At 69.7% G+C, this 13,355-nt stretch carries 12 protein-coding genes; 5 read left to right on the top strand and 7 right to left on the bottom strand.

What is annotated here, in order from left to right; translation table 11 throughout:
- The first annotated feature begins 1 nt into the window (after nt 1).
- Nucleotides 2–1,627, top strand: coding sequence for an MFS transporter (locus AC5Y3Z_RS05320; RefSeq protein WP_473139667.1), 1,626 nt, complete (start codon nt 2–4; stop codon nt 1,625–1,627).
- Here AC5Y3Z_RS05320 and ribD read toward each other — a convergent pair.
- The 7 genes from ribD to AC5Y3Z_RS05285 all read right to left on the bottom strand — a co-directional run bounded on the left by ribD (nt 1,608) and on the right by AC5Y3Z_RS05285 (nt 9,150).
- On the bottom strand, nt 1,608–2,639 hold the full coding sequence (ribD, locus tag AC5Y3Z_RS05315; RefSeq protein ID WP_473139569.1) for a bifunctional diaminohydroxyphosphoribosylaminopyrimidine deaminase/5-amino-6-(5-phosphoribosylamino)uracil reductase RibD: 1,032 nt from the start codon (nt 2,637–2,639) through the stop codon (nt 1,608–1,610). The two genes, AC5Y3Z_RS05320 and ribD, sit on opposite strands and share 20 nt — an antisense overlap.
- Nucleotides 2,636–3,328 carry a ribulose-phosphate 3-epimerase gene (gene rpe, locus AC5Y3Z_RS05310; RefSeq protein WP_473139568.1) on the bottom strand — a complete coding sequence of 231 codons (693 nt, stop codon included), beginning with the start codon at nt 3,326–3,328 and terminating at the stop codon, nt 2,636–2,638. The genes ribD and rpe overlap by 4 nt, the downstream gene beginning before the upstream one ends.
- Nucleotides 3,329–3,338: 10 nt before the next feature.
- Nucleotides 3,339–4,778 carry an RsmB/NOP family class I SAM-dependent RNA methyltransferase gene (locus AC5Y3Z_RS05305; protein ID WP_473139567.1) on the bottom strand — a complete coding sequence of 480 codons (1,440 nt, stop codon included), beginning with the start codon at nt 4,776–4,778 and terminating at the stop codon, nt 3,339–3,341.
- A complete protein-coding gene (gene fmt, locus AC5Y3Z_RS05300) occupies nt 4,775–5,707 on the bottom strand; it encodes a methionyl-tRNA formyltransferase (RefSeq protein WP_463825034.1) in 933 nt (310 codons plus the stop codon). The genes AC5Y3Z_RS05305 and fmt overlap by 4 nt, the downstream gene beginning before the upstream one ends.
- A 66-nt stretch (nt 5,708–5,773) precedes the next feature.
- Nucleotides 5,774–6,256: a MarR family winged helix-turn-helix transcriptional regulator gene (locus AC5Y3Z_RS05295; RefSeq protein ID WP_463825033.1), complete on the bottom strand. Its 483-nt coding sequence runs from the start codon at nt 6,254–6,256 to the stop codon at nt 5,774–5,776.
- Between the two features lie 122 nt (nt 6,257–6,378).
- Nucleotides 6,379–8,322: a primosomal protein N' gene (locus AC5Y3Z_RS05290; protein ID WP_473139666.1), complete on the bottom strand. Its 1,944-nt coding sequence runs from the start codon at nt 8,320–8,322 to the stop codon at nt 6,379–6,381.
- An 84-nt stretch (nt 8,323–8,406) separates the two neighbouring features.
- Nucleotides 8,407–9,150, bottom strand: a complete 744-nt coding sequence (locus AC5Y3Z_RS05285) for a lysoplasmalogenase (RefSeq protein ID WP_463825032.1) — start codon at nt 9,148–9,150, stop codon at nt 8,407–8,409.
- On the opposite strand from AC5Y3Z_RS05285, the gene lipI reads away from it, so the two are divergent.
- The 4 genes from lipI (at nt 9,149) to AC5Y3Z_RS05265 (ending at nt 13,291) form a co-directional block, all read left to right on the top strand.
- Complete coding sequence (gene lipI / locus AC5Y3Z_RS05280) at nt 9,149–10,117, top strand: esterase LipI (RefSeq protein WP_463825031.1); 969 nt, start codon at nt 9,149–9,151, stop codon at nt 10,115–10,117. The genes AC5Y3Z_RS05285 and lipI overlap by 2 nt on opposite strands.
- Nucleotides 10,118–10,142: 25 nt before the next feature.
- Nucleotides 10,143–11,105, top strand: coding sequence for an alpha/beta hydrolase (locus tag AC5Y3Z_RS05275; RefSeq protein WP_473139566.1), 963 nt, complete (start codon nt 10,143–10,145; stop codon nt 11,103–11,105).
- 60 nt (nt 11,106–11,165) lie between these two features.
- Nucleotides 11,166–12,650, top strand: a complete 1,485-nt coding sequence (locus AC5Y3Z_RS05270; protein ID WP_473139565.1) for a flavin-containing monooxygenase — start codon at nt 11,166–11,168, stop codon at nt 12,648–12,650.
- A gap of 74 nt (nt 12,651–12,724) precedes the next feature.
- Nucleotides 12,725–13,291 (top strand): pyridoxamine 5'-phosphate oxidase family protein, encoded by a 567-nt coding sequence (locus AC5Y3Z_RS05265; protein WP_473139564.1) that lies wholly within the window; start codon nt 12,725–12,727, stop codon nt 13,289–13,291.
- The last annotated feature ends 64 nt before the right edge of the window (nt 13,292–13,355 follow it).

Genomic DNA, 13,355 nt, shown 5'->3' with positions numbered 1-13,355 from the left:
AATGCGAGCAGGACGCCGGATAGCGATCAGCGCAGGCAGCCTCGCGGTGCTGCTGGGCGCCCTCGACACCTATGTCGTGGTCACCATCATGCGCGACATCATGACCAGCGTCGGCATTCCGGTCAACGAGCTGCAGCGCATCACCTGGATCGTCACGATGTATCTGTTGGGCTACATCGCCGCGATGCCGCTGCTGGGCCGGGCATCGGACCGCTTCGGACGTAAGTTCGTGCTGCAGTCCAGCCTGGCCATGTTCATCGTCGGCTCGGTGATCACCGCGATGTCGGTGAAGCTGGGCAACTGGAATCCGGAGTTCGGCGACTACATGGTGGACCCCGATCCCGACCGGGCGTTCCACTACCTGATCGCCGGGCGCACCATTCAGGGCATTGCCAGCGGTGCCCTGTTGCCGGTGACGCTGGCGCTGGGCGCCGACCTGTGGGCCCAGCGCAACCGGGCCGGCGTGCTCGGCGGTATCGGCGCCGCCCAGGAACTCGGCAGCGTGCTGGGTCCGCTGTACGGCATCTTCATCGTGTGGCTGTTCCACGACTGGCGCGACGTGTTCTGGGTCAATGTGCCGCTGACCCTGGCCGCGATGGTGATGATCCACTTCAGCCTGCCGTCCCACGACCGCAGCGCACAGCCGGAGAAGATCGACGTCACCGGCGGTTTACTGTTGGCGCTCGCGCTGGGCCTGGCGGTCATCGGCCTCTACAACCCCAAACCGGACGGCAGACAGGTGCTGCCGAGCTACGGTCTGCCGCTGGTGATCGGCGCGGTGGTGGTTGGCGTGCTGTTCTTCGTCTGGGAACGTTTCGCTCGTACCCGGCTCATCGACCCGGCCGGCGTGCGTTTCCGGCCGTTCCTGTCCGCATTGGGTGCCTCGGTGTGCGCCGGCGCGGCGCTGATGGTGACCCTGGTGAACGTGGAGTTGTTCGGGCAGGGCGTGCTCGGGATGAACCAGAATCAGGCGGCGGGCCTGCTGCTGTGGTTCCTGATCGCACTGCCGGTGGGCGCGCTGCTCGGCGGCTGGATCGCCACCCGCACCGGCGACCGCATCGTCGTCTTCGTCGGATTGCTGATCGCCGGGTGCGGATACTGGCTCATTTCGTATTGGCGTGCCGACCTGATGTCCCGCAAGCACGACGTCCTCGGGATATTGCTGCCCGCCGTGCACACCGACCTGCTGATCGCCGGATTGGGTCTGGGCCTGGTGATCGGACCGCTGTCCTCGGCGGCGCTGCGGGTGGTTCCTGCCGCTCAGCACGGCATCGCGTCGGCGTCGGTGGTGGTGGCCAGGATGACGGGCATGCTGATCGGGGTGGCCGCGCTGAGTGCATGGGGGCTCTACCGGTTCAACCACATTCTGGCCGGGTTGGAACGTACGGCCGGGTCCTACCTGCACGCGTTCGCTTTGATGTACGGGGACATTTTCAAAGTCACCGTGGCGATCTGTGTGGTCGGCGCGCTACTGGGGCTGTTGATCGGCGCCCGCGACGAGCATGCCGAGGAACAGCCGGTCTTCGAACACGCAGCACCGGCACCGCCCTCGGCACCTACGGCCGGAGCACCGCGGCACGCAGCCGAAGCCCAGCCGGCGCCGACGGCTACCGAGCCACCAGGCTGAGCAGTAGGTCCGGTCCGACCTGTTCGACGCTGTCGAACTGCCAACGCAGCGCCTGGGCCATGCTGGACACCCCGACGTCGTCGACCGCGCTCACCGGACCGCCGAGCAGGATTGGCGCCACATAGGCCAGGATCCGGTTGATCGCCCCGGCGCGCAGGAAGGCCCCCGCCAGCGTCGGGCCGCCTTCGAGCAGCACGTCGGTGCGATCGCTGAGCGCGCGGAGCACCTCGACCGGCTCGCGGGTCCGGATCACCATCGTGCGCGAATCGTCGTTGAGCACCTTGGCTTCCGGCGGTATCTCGCGCCTGCCCACCACCACCCGCAGCGGCTGCTGCGGGGCCAGCGAGCCGTCCGGCAGCCGGGCGGTCAGGGCGGGATCGTCGGCGATGACAGTGCCGGTGCCGACCACGATCGCATCCGCGATCGCCCGACGACGGTGCAGGTCCGCGCGCGCGGCCTCACTGGAGATCCACTGGCTGGACCCGTCGGCGGCGGCGCTGCGGCCGTCGATGCTGGTGGCGTACTTCCACGTCACGTGCGGCAGCCCGGTGCGCTGCTTGAACAGCCATTCCCGCAGCGGGCCGGCCACGACCGCGTCGGCCATCACCCCTGATCGCACCTGCAGTCCGGCCGCCGTCAACCGGCCCGCGCCGCCGCCCGCGATGCCGTTGGGGTCGTCGACGGCGTAGATCACCGTTCCCACCCGCGCCTCGATCAGGGCGTTCACGCACGGGGGTGTCTTGCCGTAGTGGTTGCACGGTTCCATGGTGATGACCGCGATGCCGCCGGCGGCCAACCCGCCGGCCCGGCGCAGGGCCATGACCTCGGCGTGATCGCCCCCGGCCGGTTGGGTGGCACCGGCGCCGACGACGCGACCTTCCTGGTCGACGATGACCGCCCCGACCGGCGGGTTGGGGTAGGTGGTCCCCTTCACCTGGTAGGAGTGGTCGATGGCCAGTTTCATGGCCTCTTCGATGCTCTTGACCTGCTCGGGGACGGTCGGTCCGGTCATGAGCCGCTGCCCAGGTGCGGCGACTTCGCGGCGGCCTGCCGCCGCAGCGCCTTGACCGCGGCGGCCGGGTCGTCTGCGCCGTACACCGAGGACCCCGCGACGAAGCAGTCGACGCCGGCTTCGGCGGCCTGCTCGATGGTGTCCTCATTGATGCCGCCGTCGATCTCGACCAGGATGCTCAGTTCGCCGGCGTCCACCAGCTTGCGCACCGCGCGTACCTTGCTGAGCACCTCGGGTATGAAGCTCTGACCACCGAAACCGGGTTCGACGGACATGATCAGCAGGGTGTCGAAGTGCGGCAGTATGTCCAGGTAGGGATCCAGCGCGGTCTTCGGCTTGACGCTGATGCCGGCCTTGGCTCCGGCGGCCCGGATGTCGCGGGCGACCGCGATCGGATTGTCGGTGGCCTCGGCGTGGAACGTGACGTTGTAGGCACCGGCCTCGGCATAGGGCGGCGCCCACTTGTCCGGGTTGTCGATCATCAGATGGCAGTCCATCGGGATGTCGGTCGCGGCCAGCAGGCTCTCGACCACCGGCAGGCCGATCGTGAGATTCGGCACGAAGTGGTTGTCCATCACGTCGACGTGCAACCAGTCGGCGCCGTCGACGGCCGCCGCTTCCTTGGCGAGTCGGGCGAAATCAGCGGCCAGAATTGACGGGGCTATCAGCGGTCCCCCCCGAGAAGACATGTGCGACACCTTACTGGCGGCGCAGGGCCGCGGCGAACATCGCATCGGTGCCGTGTCGGTGTGGCCACAGCTGTACGTAGTGACCGGAGGGACCGGTCGCGATCCCGTCGGCCACCGGGTCGAACAACGGCGGCGTGTCCAGCGCGGTCACCGGGTGGCGGCGCAGCGCGTCGGCGACCACCCCGACCGTCTCGGCCAGGTGCGGTGAGCAGGTGGCGTACAGCACCACCCCGCCCGGCCGGGTCAGGGAGATCGCGGCGGCAAGCAGCTCGCGTTGCAGCTTGGCCAGCGCGGGAACGTCGGACGGCTGCCGCCGCCAGCGGGCCTCCGGCCGGCGGCGCAACGCACCCAGCCCGGTGCACGGCACGTCGACCAGTACCCGGTCGAAACCCGGTTCGAGGCCGGAGTCGCGCCCGTCGACCCGCAGCACCTCGACCGGCAATCCGCGGGTGTTCACCTCCACCAGCTCGGCGCGGTGCCCGGTCGGCTCGACCGCCGTCACCGCCGCTCCCGACTGGGCACCCAACGCCGCCAGCAGCGCGGTCTTGCCACCCGGCCCGGCGCACAGATCCAGCCACCGGCCGCCCTCACGGTCGTCCAGGGGTGCCAGCGTCAGCGCGCGCGCCACCAGCTGGCTGCCTTCGTCCTGGACCAGCGCCTGCCCGTCGCGCACCGGCGCCAACCCGCCCGGATCGCCGCCGGTCAGATACACCGCGTAGGGCGAGAATCGGCCGACCGTGCCCCCGACCGCGTCGGCGAGGTCGGCGGCCGTGAGCACTCCGGGACGAGCCGCCAGATGAACCTGGGGGCGTTCGTCGTCGCTGGCGAGCGCTGCGTCCAGCTCGCCCGCAGCGGCACCCAGAGCGTCGGTAAACGCTTGGGCGATCCACCGCGGATGGGCGTGCACGAACGCGGCACGGCCTACCGGATCATTGCGCGGCGCCAGTTCGTCCAGCCAGGACTGCTCGTCGCGCGCGGCGATGGTGCGCAGCACCCCGTTGACGAAACCTGCTCGCGCCGAATCGAATTCGAGCCCGGCCTGCTCGACGGTGGTCGACACCGCGGCATGCGCATCCACCCGGGTGCGCAGGAGTTGGTAGCTGCCCATGCGCAACAGGTCGAGCAGCACCGGGTCGATCGTGTCCGGCGGGCGGCCGGCGGCCGCGGCGATCACGGCGTCGAGCAGCCCACGGGTCCGGCAGGTGCCGTAGGTCAGTTCGGTCGCGAATGCGGCGTCGCGGCCGGTGATTCCGCGTTCGCGCAGCAGGGCGGGCAAGACCAGGTTGGCGTAGGCGTCGCGCTCGCTGACCGTCCGCAGGGCGTCGAAGGCGGCCTGGCGGGCCGGGTCCAGGTTCTTGCGCCGCGGGCCCCGCTGCTGCGACGGCCGTTGCGGCCGTTGCGGTTTGCGGTCCGGACGTTTCCGGTAGGGCTTGTCCTGCGCGGGACTCATGAGGCCCTGGTCGTCTCGTCCAGCCGCGCACCGCGGGCCCAGTCCGCAGCGTTCATCGGCTTCTTGCCGGGCGGCTGAATCTGGCCCAACCGCACCGCCGCCGAAGCGGTACCTATCCACACCGCGTTGCGTGTGACGTGAATCTCGCCGGGCGACAGCGACTTCGGCGCGTCCTGCGCCAGTTGCACCGGACCGATTTTCACACGCAGGTCACCGAGCAGCGTCCAGGCGCCCGGATTGGGTGTCACCGCGCGGATGCGTCGTTCGACCACGGGCGCCGGCAGGTCCCAGCGCACCCGGGCCTGCTCCACGGTGATCTTGGGGGCCAGGCTGACCCCGTCGGCGGGCTGCGGTTGCGGTGTCAGCGACTGGTCGGCGATCCCGTCCAGGGTGGCGGCGAGCAGTGCCGCACCCGAAACCGCAAGGCGCTCAAGCAGTTCACCGGCGGTATCGGTCGGCCGGATGGTCTCGGTGACGGTCCCGTAGACGGGTCCGGAGTCCAGGCTCTTTTCGATCTGGAATGTGGTGGCCCCGGTGATGGTGTCGCCGGCGGCGATCGCCGCCTGCACCGGCGCCGCGCCGCGCCAGGCCGGCAACAGCGAGAAATGCAGGTTCACCCAACCCGACGGGGGCACGGCCAGCAGCCCGTCGCCGAGCAGCGCTCCGTAAGCCACCACCGCGCAGCATTGCGGCGCCAATTCCGTCAGTTCGGCGACGAACTCCGCCGAGTTCGGCCGCGCCGGCCGCAACACCGGGATGCCGCGCTCGAGTGCCTCGCGGGCGACCGGTGACGGCTCGGGCCGGCCCCGGCGCCCTGAGGCTGCGTCCGGCCTGGTCAGCACGGCGACCACGTCGTGATTCGGCGAGTCGAGCAGCCGGCGCAGCGCGGGCAGCGCGGGTTCGGGGGTTCCAGCGAAGACGAGGCGCACGCGCTCAGTCTAGGAAGTCCGTCCCTGCCGGTGGACGACGCCGCGTGAGAGCAAGCCGCTTGGCACTCAGATGTCTTCGATGTCGATGTGGGCGTCGGGCTCACCGCCGGCGGCGGTGAAGGCGGTCAGGGCACGCACCAGCCCGTGCCGTTCGGCCGGGGGCATCTGTCCGACGATCCGCGCGATTTCCTTGCGGCGGTAGGCGGTGACCTGCCGGACGACGTCGCGGCCCCGCTTGGTCAGCGCCGCCAGCAGTTCGCGGCGCGAAGTGGGGTGCGGCAGCCGGTCGATCATCCCGGAGCTGACCAACCGGTCCACCATCCGTCCGGTCGCCGAGGGTTGCACGCCCAGCAGATTCGCCAGCGTGGCGAGGTTGATGGGGCCACGGTGGGAAAGGATCACCAGGGTGCGGAACTGCGCGATGGTGATGGTCTCGTCGACCTGGGCGATCGACCGCGCCGAGATCGCCACCAGCAGTCGGGAGGCGGTCAGCAGCGAGTCGGTGATGACGTCCAGCGAATCATCGACCGTCGCGTTGTCCCCTGCCACGCTGCACCCTTCGCCTAGGTCGGCTAGCAGCGAAAAGCGTAACAGCTGCACAGTCGTAGCCATCGATTATTTCTCACCACAATAGTAGTTTGCGGGTATGGTCGACGGCCGGGCGCGGCGCGTCACCCGATGTGCAGCGGATCGATCTGCACCCGGACCGGCTCGTGGGTCTGGCGGGCGCTGAGGACGCCGACAGCGCCGCGCAACGCGGCCGCCAGCGCCAGGCCGTGCTCCCGCGGCACCCGCACCAGCATCCTGGTGACCGGCGCACCGGATGCGATGGCCGCCGGGCGACGGGCACCGGCCGGCAGATCCACCGGGCCGAGCAACTCGGCGTAGTCGGGTAACCGCGCCTCGGCGAGCAACGCACTCACCGCATCGGCGCTGCCGTCCAGCGCGGCGATGTGCACACTCGGCGGCAGACCGACCTCGGCGCGGGCCGCGAGCTCGGCGTCGGCGTGACCGACCGGGTCCCACCGGATCAGCGATTGCACTGTCGGAAGCGAGGATTCGGCGACCACGATGACCACCCCGCCCTCGCCGCGGGCCCTGACAAGAGCGGCGGCAGACATCCACCGCCACAGCGCGTGCTCGGCCGCGCGCAGATCCTGCCGGCCCAGCAGCGCCCAGGTGTCCAGCAACAATGCCGCCCCGTACCCGCCGGTCGCCGATGGTTCCGCACCCGGCGTGGCCACCACCAGCGCAGGCCGGGCGGCCACCGCCGACACGATGGCCTCGCCCGCCGACGTGACCACTGCGGTGCCCGGGAAGGCGCGGCCGAGCTCCTCGGCGGTACGCCGGGCGCCGACCACCACCGCCCGCACCGCATCCGAACCGCAGCGCGCACACCGCGGCGCCGCGTCGACCCGCCCGCACCACCGGCATGCGGTCCCCGCACCGCGCTCGACCAGGGCCAACGGACCGGTGCAGTGCCGGCAGCGGGCGATCGCGCGACAACGCCCACAGGCCAGCGACGGAACATACCCGCGCCGCGGCACCTGGACCAGCACCGGAGCCTCAGCTGCCAGCGCGGTGCGGGCAGCGCGCAGGGCGATGGACGGTAACCGTGCGGTGCGCGCCGCCGGGTCGCGTTCGTCGACGTAGCCGCTGTCATCGAGGGCGATCACCCGGGGAGTCCGGCTGCGCACCACCGGTCGGGCGGCGACGATGTCGTGCGCCCAGCCGCTGCGCACCAGCGCCTGGGCCTCCGCGGTACGGGCGTAGTCGCCGATCAGGGCGGCACAACGGGCCTGGTGCGCCCGCAGCATCGCCACCTCCCGGGCATGCGGATAGGGCGCTCGGGGCTCGGCCAGGCTGTCGTCGGAGTCGGCCCACACCATGACCAGACCGAGGTCGGCCAGCGGCGCGAACACCGCGGACCGGGTGCCGATCACCACCCGCGCGCCCCCGCGCAAGGCGGCCAGCCACCGGCGGTAACGCGCGGCGGGGCCCAGTCCCGCCGACAGGGCCGCCACGCTGTCCTCGTTGACAACGCCGAGCACGGCCCGGTGCAGCAGGTCGAGATCGCGCTGGTCAGGCACGACCGCAAGGACCGAGCGACCGGCCGCCAGCGTCTGCGCGGCCGCTTCGGCGAACCGGTCGGCCCACGACTGACCCGGCAGCGCCTGCCACACCGCGCGGGCAGCCCGCGACTCGGCCAGTGCGGCCAGAAACTGTGCACCGCGGTGGAAGGTTGCCCAGCCCGCCGGGTCGACGGGCGCGACCACCGGCCGCTGCGGGACCACGATCGCTTCCTTCTCCACCCGGGCGTGCCGGGCGGGTATCGCCAGGCGCAGCACGTCGGCCCGAGTACCGGCGTACCGGGCGGCGACGGCTTCGACCAGCCGTCGGACTTCGGTGGTGAGCACCGGTTCCGGCGATACGACGCGGTCGAGCCAGCCCAGCTTGCCGGGGTGGTCGGTGTCGTGGCGGCGTTCCAGGATGAACCCGTCGACGAGCCGGCCGTGAAAGCGCACCCGGACCCGCGCCCCGGGTTGCGCATCGTCGGACTGCTCGGGTGCGACCAGATAGTCGAAGTCCCGATCCAGGTGCGGCACCGTCAGCATGGGCAGCACCCGCGCCACCGGCTCTACCTCGGCAGCACCTGAACCGCGAGATATGTTGTCAGCCAAGGTATTTGTTGCCGGCGCTCAGCTCTCCGCGGGCGTGGCGGTGTCCGCGGTGCGGTACAGGTCGTCGCGGCCGAAGAAGAAGCCGGCCGTGATCAGTATCTCGGCGGCGGCATAGGACCACCAGACGGGTACCGCCAGCGCCTCGTTGCCCAGGATGAACCGGCCGATCGCGATCATCGAGTCCGACGCCGCGAAACACACCGCCCCGACGGCGGTCCAGATGGTGGGCAGGCGTGCCAGCAACGCCGTGCACACCATCGCCGAGAGCACGGTGATGTAGACGGTCACCGGGATGGTCAGATTCTGCGTGCCGTCGTTCAGGTGCGGCCAGAACCAGATCAGCATCGCCACCGATGCGACGACCATCACCGCGGCCGCCGCGACCCGACCGCGCGTGGGGGCGACGTGCGGCAGCAGCGCTCCGAGAAAACATATGTGCGCCAACAAGAATGAGCCCAACCCGAACACGAACGAGTGTTTCCACCAGGGAATCGACAGCAGCCAGTCACCGCCGGCCGAGAACACCAGGGCGGGCACCAGCCAGCGCCGCTCGCGGACCACCGGGTGCGCCAGCGCGGCCAGGGCCAGCAGCACCGCCATCGACGCCTTGAACGGCGGCTGGAAAGTCCAGTGCCCGGTCAGCTCGCTGCCGGGCGGCAGGCGCACCGCGATCACCGTCAGGTAGATGCCGTAGGCGATGCCCGCCCACCCCGCGGCCACCCAACCGCCGACCACCAGACGGGCTGCGTACGGTACCCCCATGCCCAACTTGGACAACCTCGGCGTAGGGGCCCCCGACGCGAACCCCGGTGTGGACTCCATCCTGCTGAAGGTACTGGATGCTGTTCCCTTTCGGCTATCAACCGAAGACGGAATCGACGCCGTGCGACAGCGGTTGCGGGATCTGCCGCGCCGCCCGCTGCATCCCGAACTGCGCGTGGAAGATCGTTCGCTGGACGGGCCCGGCGGCCCTATCGGTGTCCGGATCTATTGGCCGGCAACCGATTCGGGGAGCTACCCGGTGGTGTTGTTCTTCCACGGCGGTGGGTTCGTGATGGGCGATCTGGACACCCATGACGGCACAGCGCGCCAGCATGCCGTCGGCGCCGATGCGATCGTGGTGTCGGTCGACTACCGCCTGGCCCCCGAGCACCCCTACCCGGCGGCCGTCGAGGACGCGTGGGCCGCAACGCGATGGGTCGCCGATCACGGCACGGACCTGGGCGCCGACCCCGGCCGTATTGCGCTGGCCGGCGACTCCGCGGGCGGCACGATCGCGGCGGTGATCGCGCAGCGGGCCCGCGACGAGGGCGGACCGCCGATCGCATTCCAGATGTTGTGGTATCCGTCCACGATGTGGGACGCGTCGCTGCCGTCGTTCACCGAGAACGCCGACGCGCTGATCCTCGACGCGAAGGCGATTTCGGACTTCTCCCGGTGGTATGCCGGCGACGCCGACATGGCCGATCCGCCGTCGGGCATGGCCCCGGGCCGGGCCGCGGACCTGTCTGGCCTGCCGGCCGCTTACATTGCGGTCGCCGGCCACGACCCGCTGCGCGACGACGGCATCCGGTACGGCGAACTGCTGTCCGCCGCCGGGGTCCCGGTCGAGGTGCACAACGCCGAGACGATGGTGCACGGATACCTGGGGTACGCGGGCGTGGTGCCCGCCGCCACCGCCGCGATGGACCGCGGGTTAACAGCGTTGCGCGCCGCGCTGCACGGATAATGGCGAACGTGCGTACGGTGAAGCCATGACGGAGCCGACCAGCACCCCACCGGGCATCGATCCGACCCTGAAGATGCTGCTCGATGTCATTCCGATGACCTTCAACGCGGCCGACGGGGTCGAGGTCGCCCGGGCGGCCTTGGCGGCGTTGAAGTTTCCCGCGGAGATGCTCCCGCAGCTGCGCATCGAGGAACGCACGGTCGGCTACGGCGAGCACACCGACATCCCGGTCCGCATCTACTGGCCGCCGACCGCCGCGCAGGACAACCTGCCGGTGGTGGTCTTCTACCACGGTGGCGGGTGGGCGCTGGGCGACCTGGACACCCACGACCACGTCGCGCGCGCCCACGCCGTCGGCGCGGACGCGATCGTGGTGTCCGTCGACTACCGGTTGGCCCCCGAGCATCCGTTCCCGGCCGCGGTCGACGACTCCTGGGCGGCGCTGCGATGGGTCGCCGACAACGCCGCCGAGCTCGGCGGTGACCCCGGTCGGATAGCCGTCGCCGGCGACTCCGCGGGCGGGAACATCTCAGCTGTCATGACCCAACTCGCCCGCGACAACGGCGGCCCGGCGCTGGTCTACCAGCTGCTGTGGTACCCGTCGTGCATCGGTGACCGGACGCTGCCGTCGTTCATCGAGTACGCGGTGGACCCGATCCTGGACGAGGAAGTCATCGACGCCTTCCTGGCGTGGTACGTGCCGCACCTCGACGTCACCGACCACACCACGCTGCCGGCCAGCCTTGCCCCCGGCAACGGGGAGCTGTCCGGGCTGCCGCCGGCTTTCATCGGCACCGCCCAGCACGACCCGTTGCGCGACGACGGTGCCCGCTACGCGCAGCTGCTCAGCGCCGCCGGGGTCGCCGTGGAGGTCAGCAACGAGCCGACCCTGGTGCACGGCTACGTCAGCTTCGCGCCGGTAGTGCCCGCCGCGGCCGAGGCCACCAACCGCGGGCTGGCGGCGTTGAAAAAGGCGCTGTACTCGTGAACGTAGGCTCAGACATATAGCCATGAGCCGGCACCGGCATTGTCATCGGAGGAATTCGCCATGGGTGGGGCACCCGACTATCACACCGTCATCGTCGGCGCCGGGTTCTCCGGCATCGGCGCGGCCATCAAGCTCGACGAGGCGGGCCTGTCCGACTACCTGGTGATCGAGGCCGCCGACGGGGTCGGCGGCACCTGGTATTGGAACACCTATCCCGGCATCGCCGTGGACATTCCGTCGTTCTCCTACCAGTTCTCGTTCGAGCAGAGCCCGGACTGGTCGCGGACCTACGCCCCCGGCGGCGAGCTGAAAGCCTATGCCGATCACTGCGTGGACAAGTACGGCATCCGGTCCCGGATCCGGTTCAACACCAAGGTGATCTCCGCGGAGTTCGACGACGAGCGGGCGTTGTGGCGGCTGCAGACAGATCCGGGTGACGAGATCACCGCCCGATTCCTGATCAGCGCCAGCGGCGTGCTCACGGTGCCGAATCTGCCCGACATCGCCGGCGTGGAATCGTTTGACGGCATCACCATGCACACCGCGCGCTGGGACCACAGCCAGGACCTGACCGGCAAGCGGGTGGCGATCATCGGGACCGGAGCCTCCGCCGTCCAGGTCATCCCGGAGATCGCGCCGGTTGTCAGCCGGCTCACCGTTTTTCAGCGCACCCCGATCTGGTGCTTTCCCAAATTCGACGTGCCGTTGCCGGCCGCGGCGCGCTGGGCGATGCGGATTCCCGGCGGCAACGTCATTCAGCGGCTACTGAGTCAGGCTTTCGTCGAGGTGACGTTCCCGCTCTCGGCGCAGTACTTCACGGTGTTCCCGTTCGCCAAGAGCATGGCCACGGCGGGCCGCGGCTACCTGCGACAGCAGGTCAAAGACCCGGTGGTGCGCGAGAAACTCACCCCGCACTATGCCGTGGGATGCAAGCGTCCCGGTTTCCACAACACCTACCTGGCCACGTACAACCGCGACAACGTCCGGTTGGTCACCGAGCCGATCGACAGGGTCACCCCCGCAGCGGTAGTCACCACCGACGGCGAGGAGCACGAGATCGACGTGCTGATCCTGGCCACCGGCTTCAAGGTCATGGACACCGACAACGTCCCCACCTATGCCGTCACCGGCAGCGGCGGGCGGTCGTTGGCCCGGTTCTGGGACGAACACCGGCTGCAGGCCTATGAAGGCGTCAGCGTTCCCGGATTCCCCAACATGTTCACCATCTTCGGGCCGTACGGCTACGTCGGTTCCTCGTACTTCGCGCTGATCGAGACCCAGACCCACCACATCGTGCGGTGCCTGAAACGGGCCGACCGCGACGGCTCGCACCGCGTCGAGGTGACCGCGGCCGCCAACGACCGGTATTTCGCCGAGATGATGAGCAAGCGGCACCGGCAGATCTTCTGGCAGGACAGCTGCCGGCTGGCCAACAGCTACTACTTCGACAAGAACGGCGACGTGCCGTTGCGGCCCACCACCACGGTCGAAGCCTATTGGCGCAGCAGGCGTTTCGACCTCGACGACTACCGGTTCAGCGCCTGAGTCACCGGCGGTCGCTCGGCCGGCGCGGTGCTGGTCAGGAAGGGATTGCACCCTAGGCACTAGGCTCAGTCGATATGGCGAAGGTGTTTTCGCGTATCGACGACTCGTTGCGGGAGTTCATCGCTGAGCAGGCGATGTTCTTCGTGGCGACCGCACCGTCGCAGGGCGGCCACATCAACCTGTCGCCGAAAGGCTACGCCGACACCTTCGCGGTACTCGATGACCACACAGTGGCGTACCTGGACCTGTTCGGCAGCGGGGTGGAGACCATTGCGCACCTGCGCGACAACGGGCGCATCACGGTCATGTTCTGCTCGTTCAGCCGCAACTCCCGCATCCTGCGGTTGTTCGGCACCGGCCGGATGCTGCGCCCCGACGATGACGAATTCGACCGTGTCAGAAGACATTTCGGGGATCTACACCCCGGGGTGCGGGCGGCCATCGTGATCGACGTGGAGCGGATCGCCGATGCCTGCGGGTTCGCGGTGCCGTATTACGAACTGGTCGACGACCGCCAGGTGCTCGACACGTATCACGCCAAGCAGCCCGCGGAGGCCTATACCCGTTCGATCGGACGCAATCAACACAGCATCGACGGCCTGGCCGGGTTGGACCCCGACCACCCGCTGCCGCCCACCTGACGGCGAGCAGACGCAAAAGCCCCTAATTTCGGCACGAAATAGGGGCTTTTGCGTCTGCTCGGCA

The sequence above is a fragment of the Mycobacterium sp. NGS61 genome (assembly GCF_059812325.1).
The sequence above is the reverse complement of the archived record's forward strand: the minus strand, read 5'-3'. Positions and strand labels throughout refer to the sequence as shown.

What these genes read in the sequence shown, in the direction of transcription:
- AC5Y3Z_RS05320 (WP_473139667.1), top strand. Translation starts at nt 2, where the DNA reads ATGCGAGCAGGACGCCGGATAGCGATCAGCGCAGGCAGCCTCGCGGTG.
- ribD (WP_473139569.1), bottom strand. Translation starts at nt 2,639, where the DNA reads ATGACCGGACCGACCGTCCCCGAGCAGGTCAAGAGCATCGAAGAGGCC.
- rpe (WP_473139568.1), bottom strand. Translation starts at nt 3,328, where the DNA reads ATGTCTTCTCGGGGGGGACCGCTGATAGCCCCGTCAATTCTGGCCGCT.
- AC5Y3Z_RS05305 (WP_473139567.1), bottom strand. Translation starts at nt 4,778, where the DNA reads ATGAGTCCCGCGCAGGACAAGCCCTACCGGAAACGTCCGGACCGCAAA.
- AC5Y3Z_RS05290 (WP_473139666.1), bottom strand. Translation starts at nt 8,322, where the DNA reads ATGCTGACGGTGCCGCACCTGGATCGGGACTTCGACTATCTGGTCGCA.
- lipI (WP_463825031.1), top strand. Translation starts at nt 9,149, where the DNA reads ATGCCCAACTTGGACAACCTCGGCGTAGGGGCCCCCGACGCGAACCCC.
- AC5Y3Z_RS05285 (WP_463825032.1), bottom strand. Translation starts at nt 9,150, where the DNA reads ATGGGGGTACCGTACGCAGCCCGTCTGGTGGTCGGCGGTTGGGTGGCC.
- AC5Y3Z_RS05275 (WP_473139566.1), top strand. Translation starts at nt 10,143, where the DNA reads ATGACGGAGCCGACCAGCACCCCACCGGGCATCGATCCGACCCTGAAG.
- AC5Y3Z_RS05270 (WP_473139565.1), top strand. Translation starts at nt 11,166, where the DNA reads ATGGGTGGGGCACCCGACTATCACACCGTCATCGTCGGCGCCGGGTTC.
- AC5Y3Z_RS05265 (WP_473139564.1), top strand. Translation starts at nt 12,725, where the DNA reads ATGGCGAAGGTGTTTTCGCGTATCGACGACTCGTTGCGGGAGTTCATC.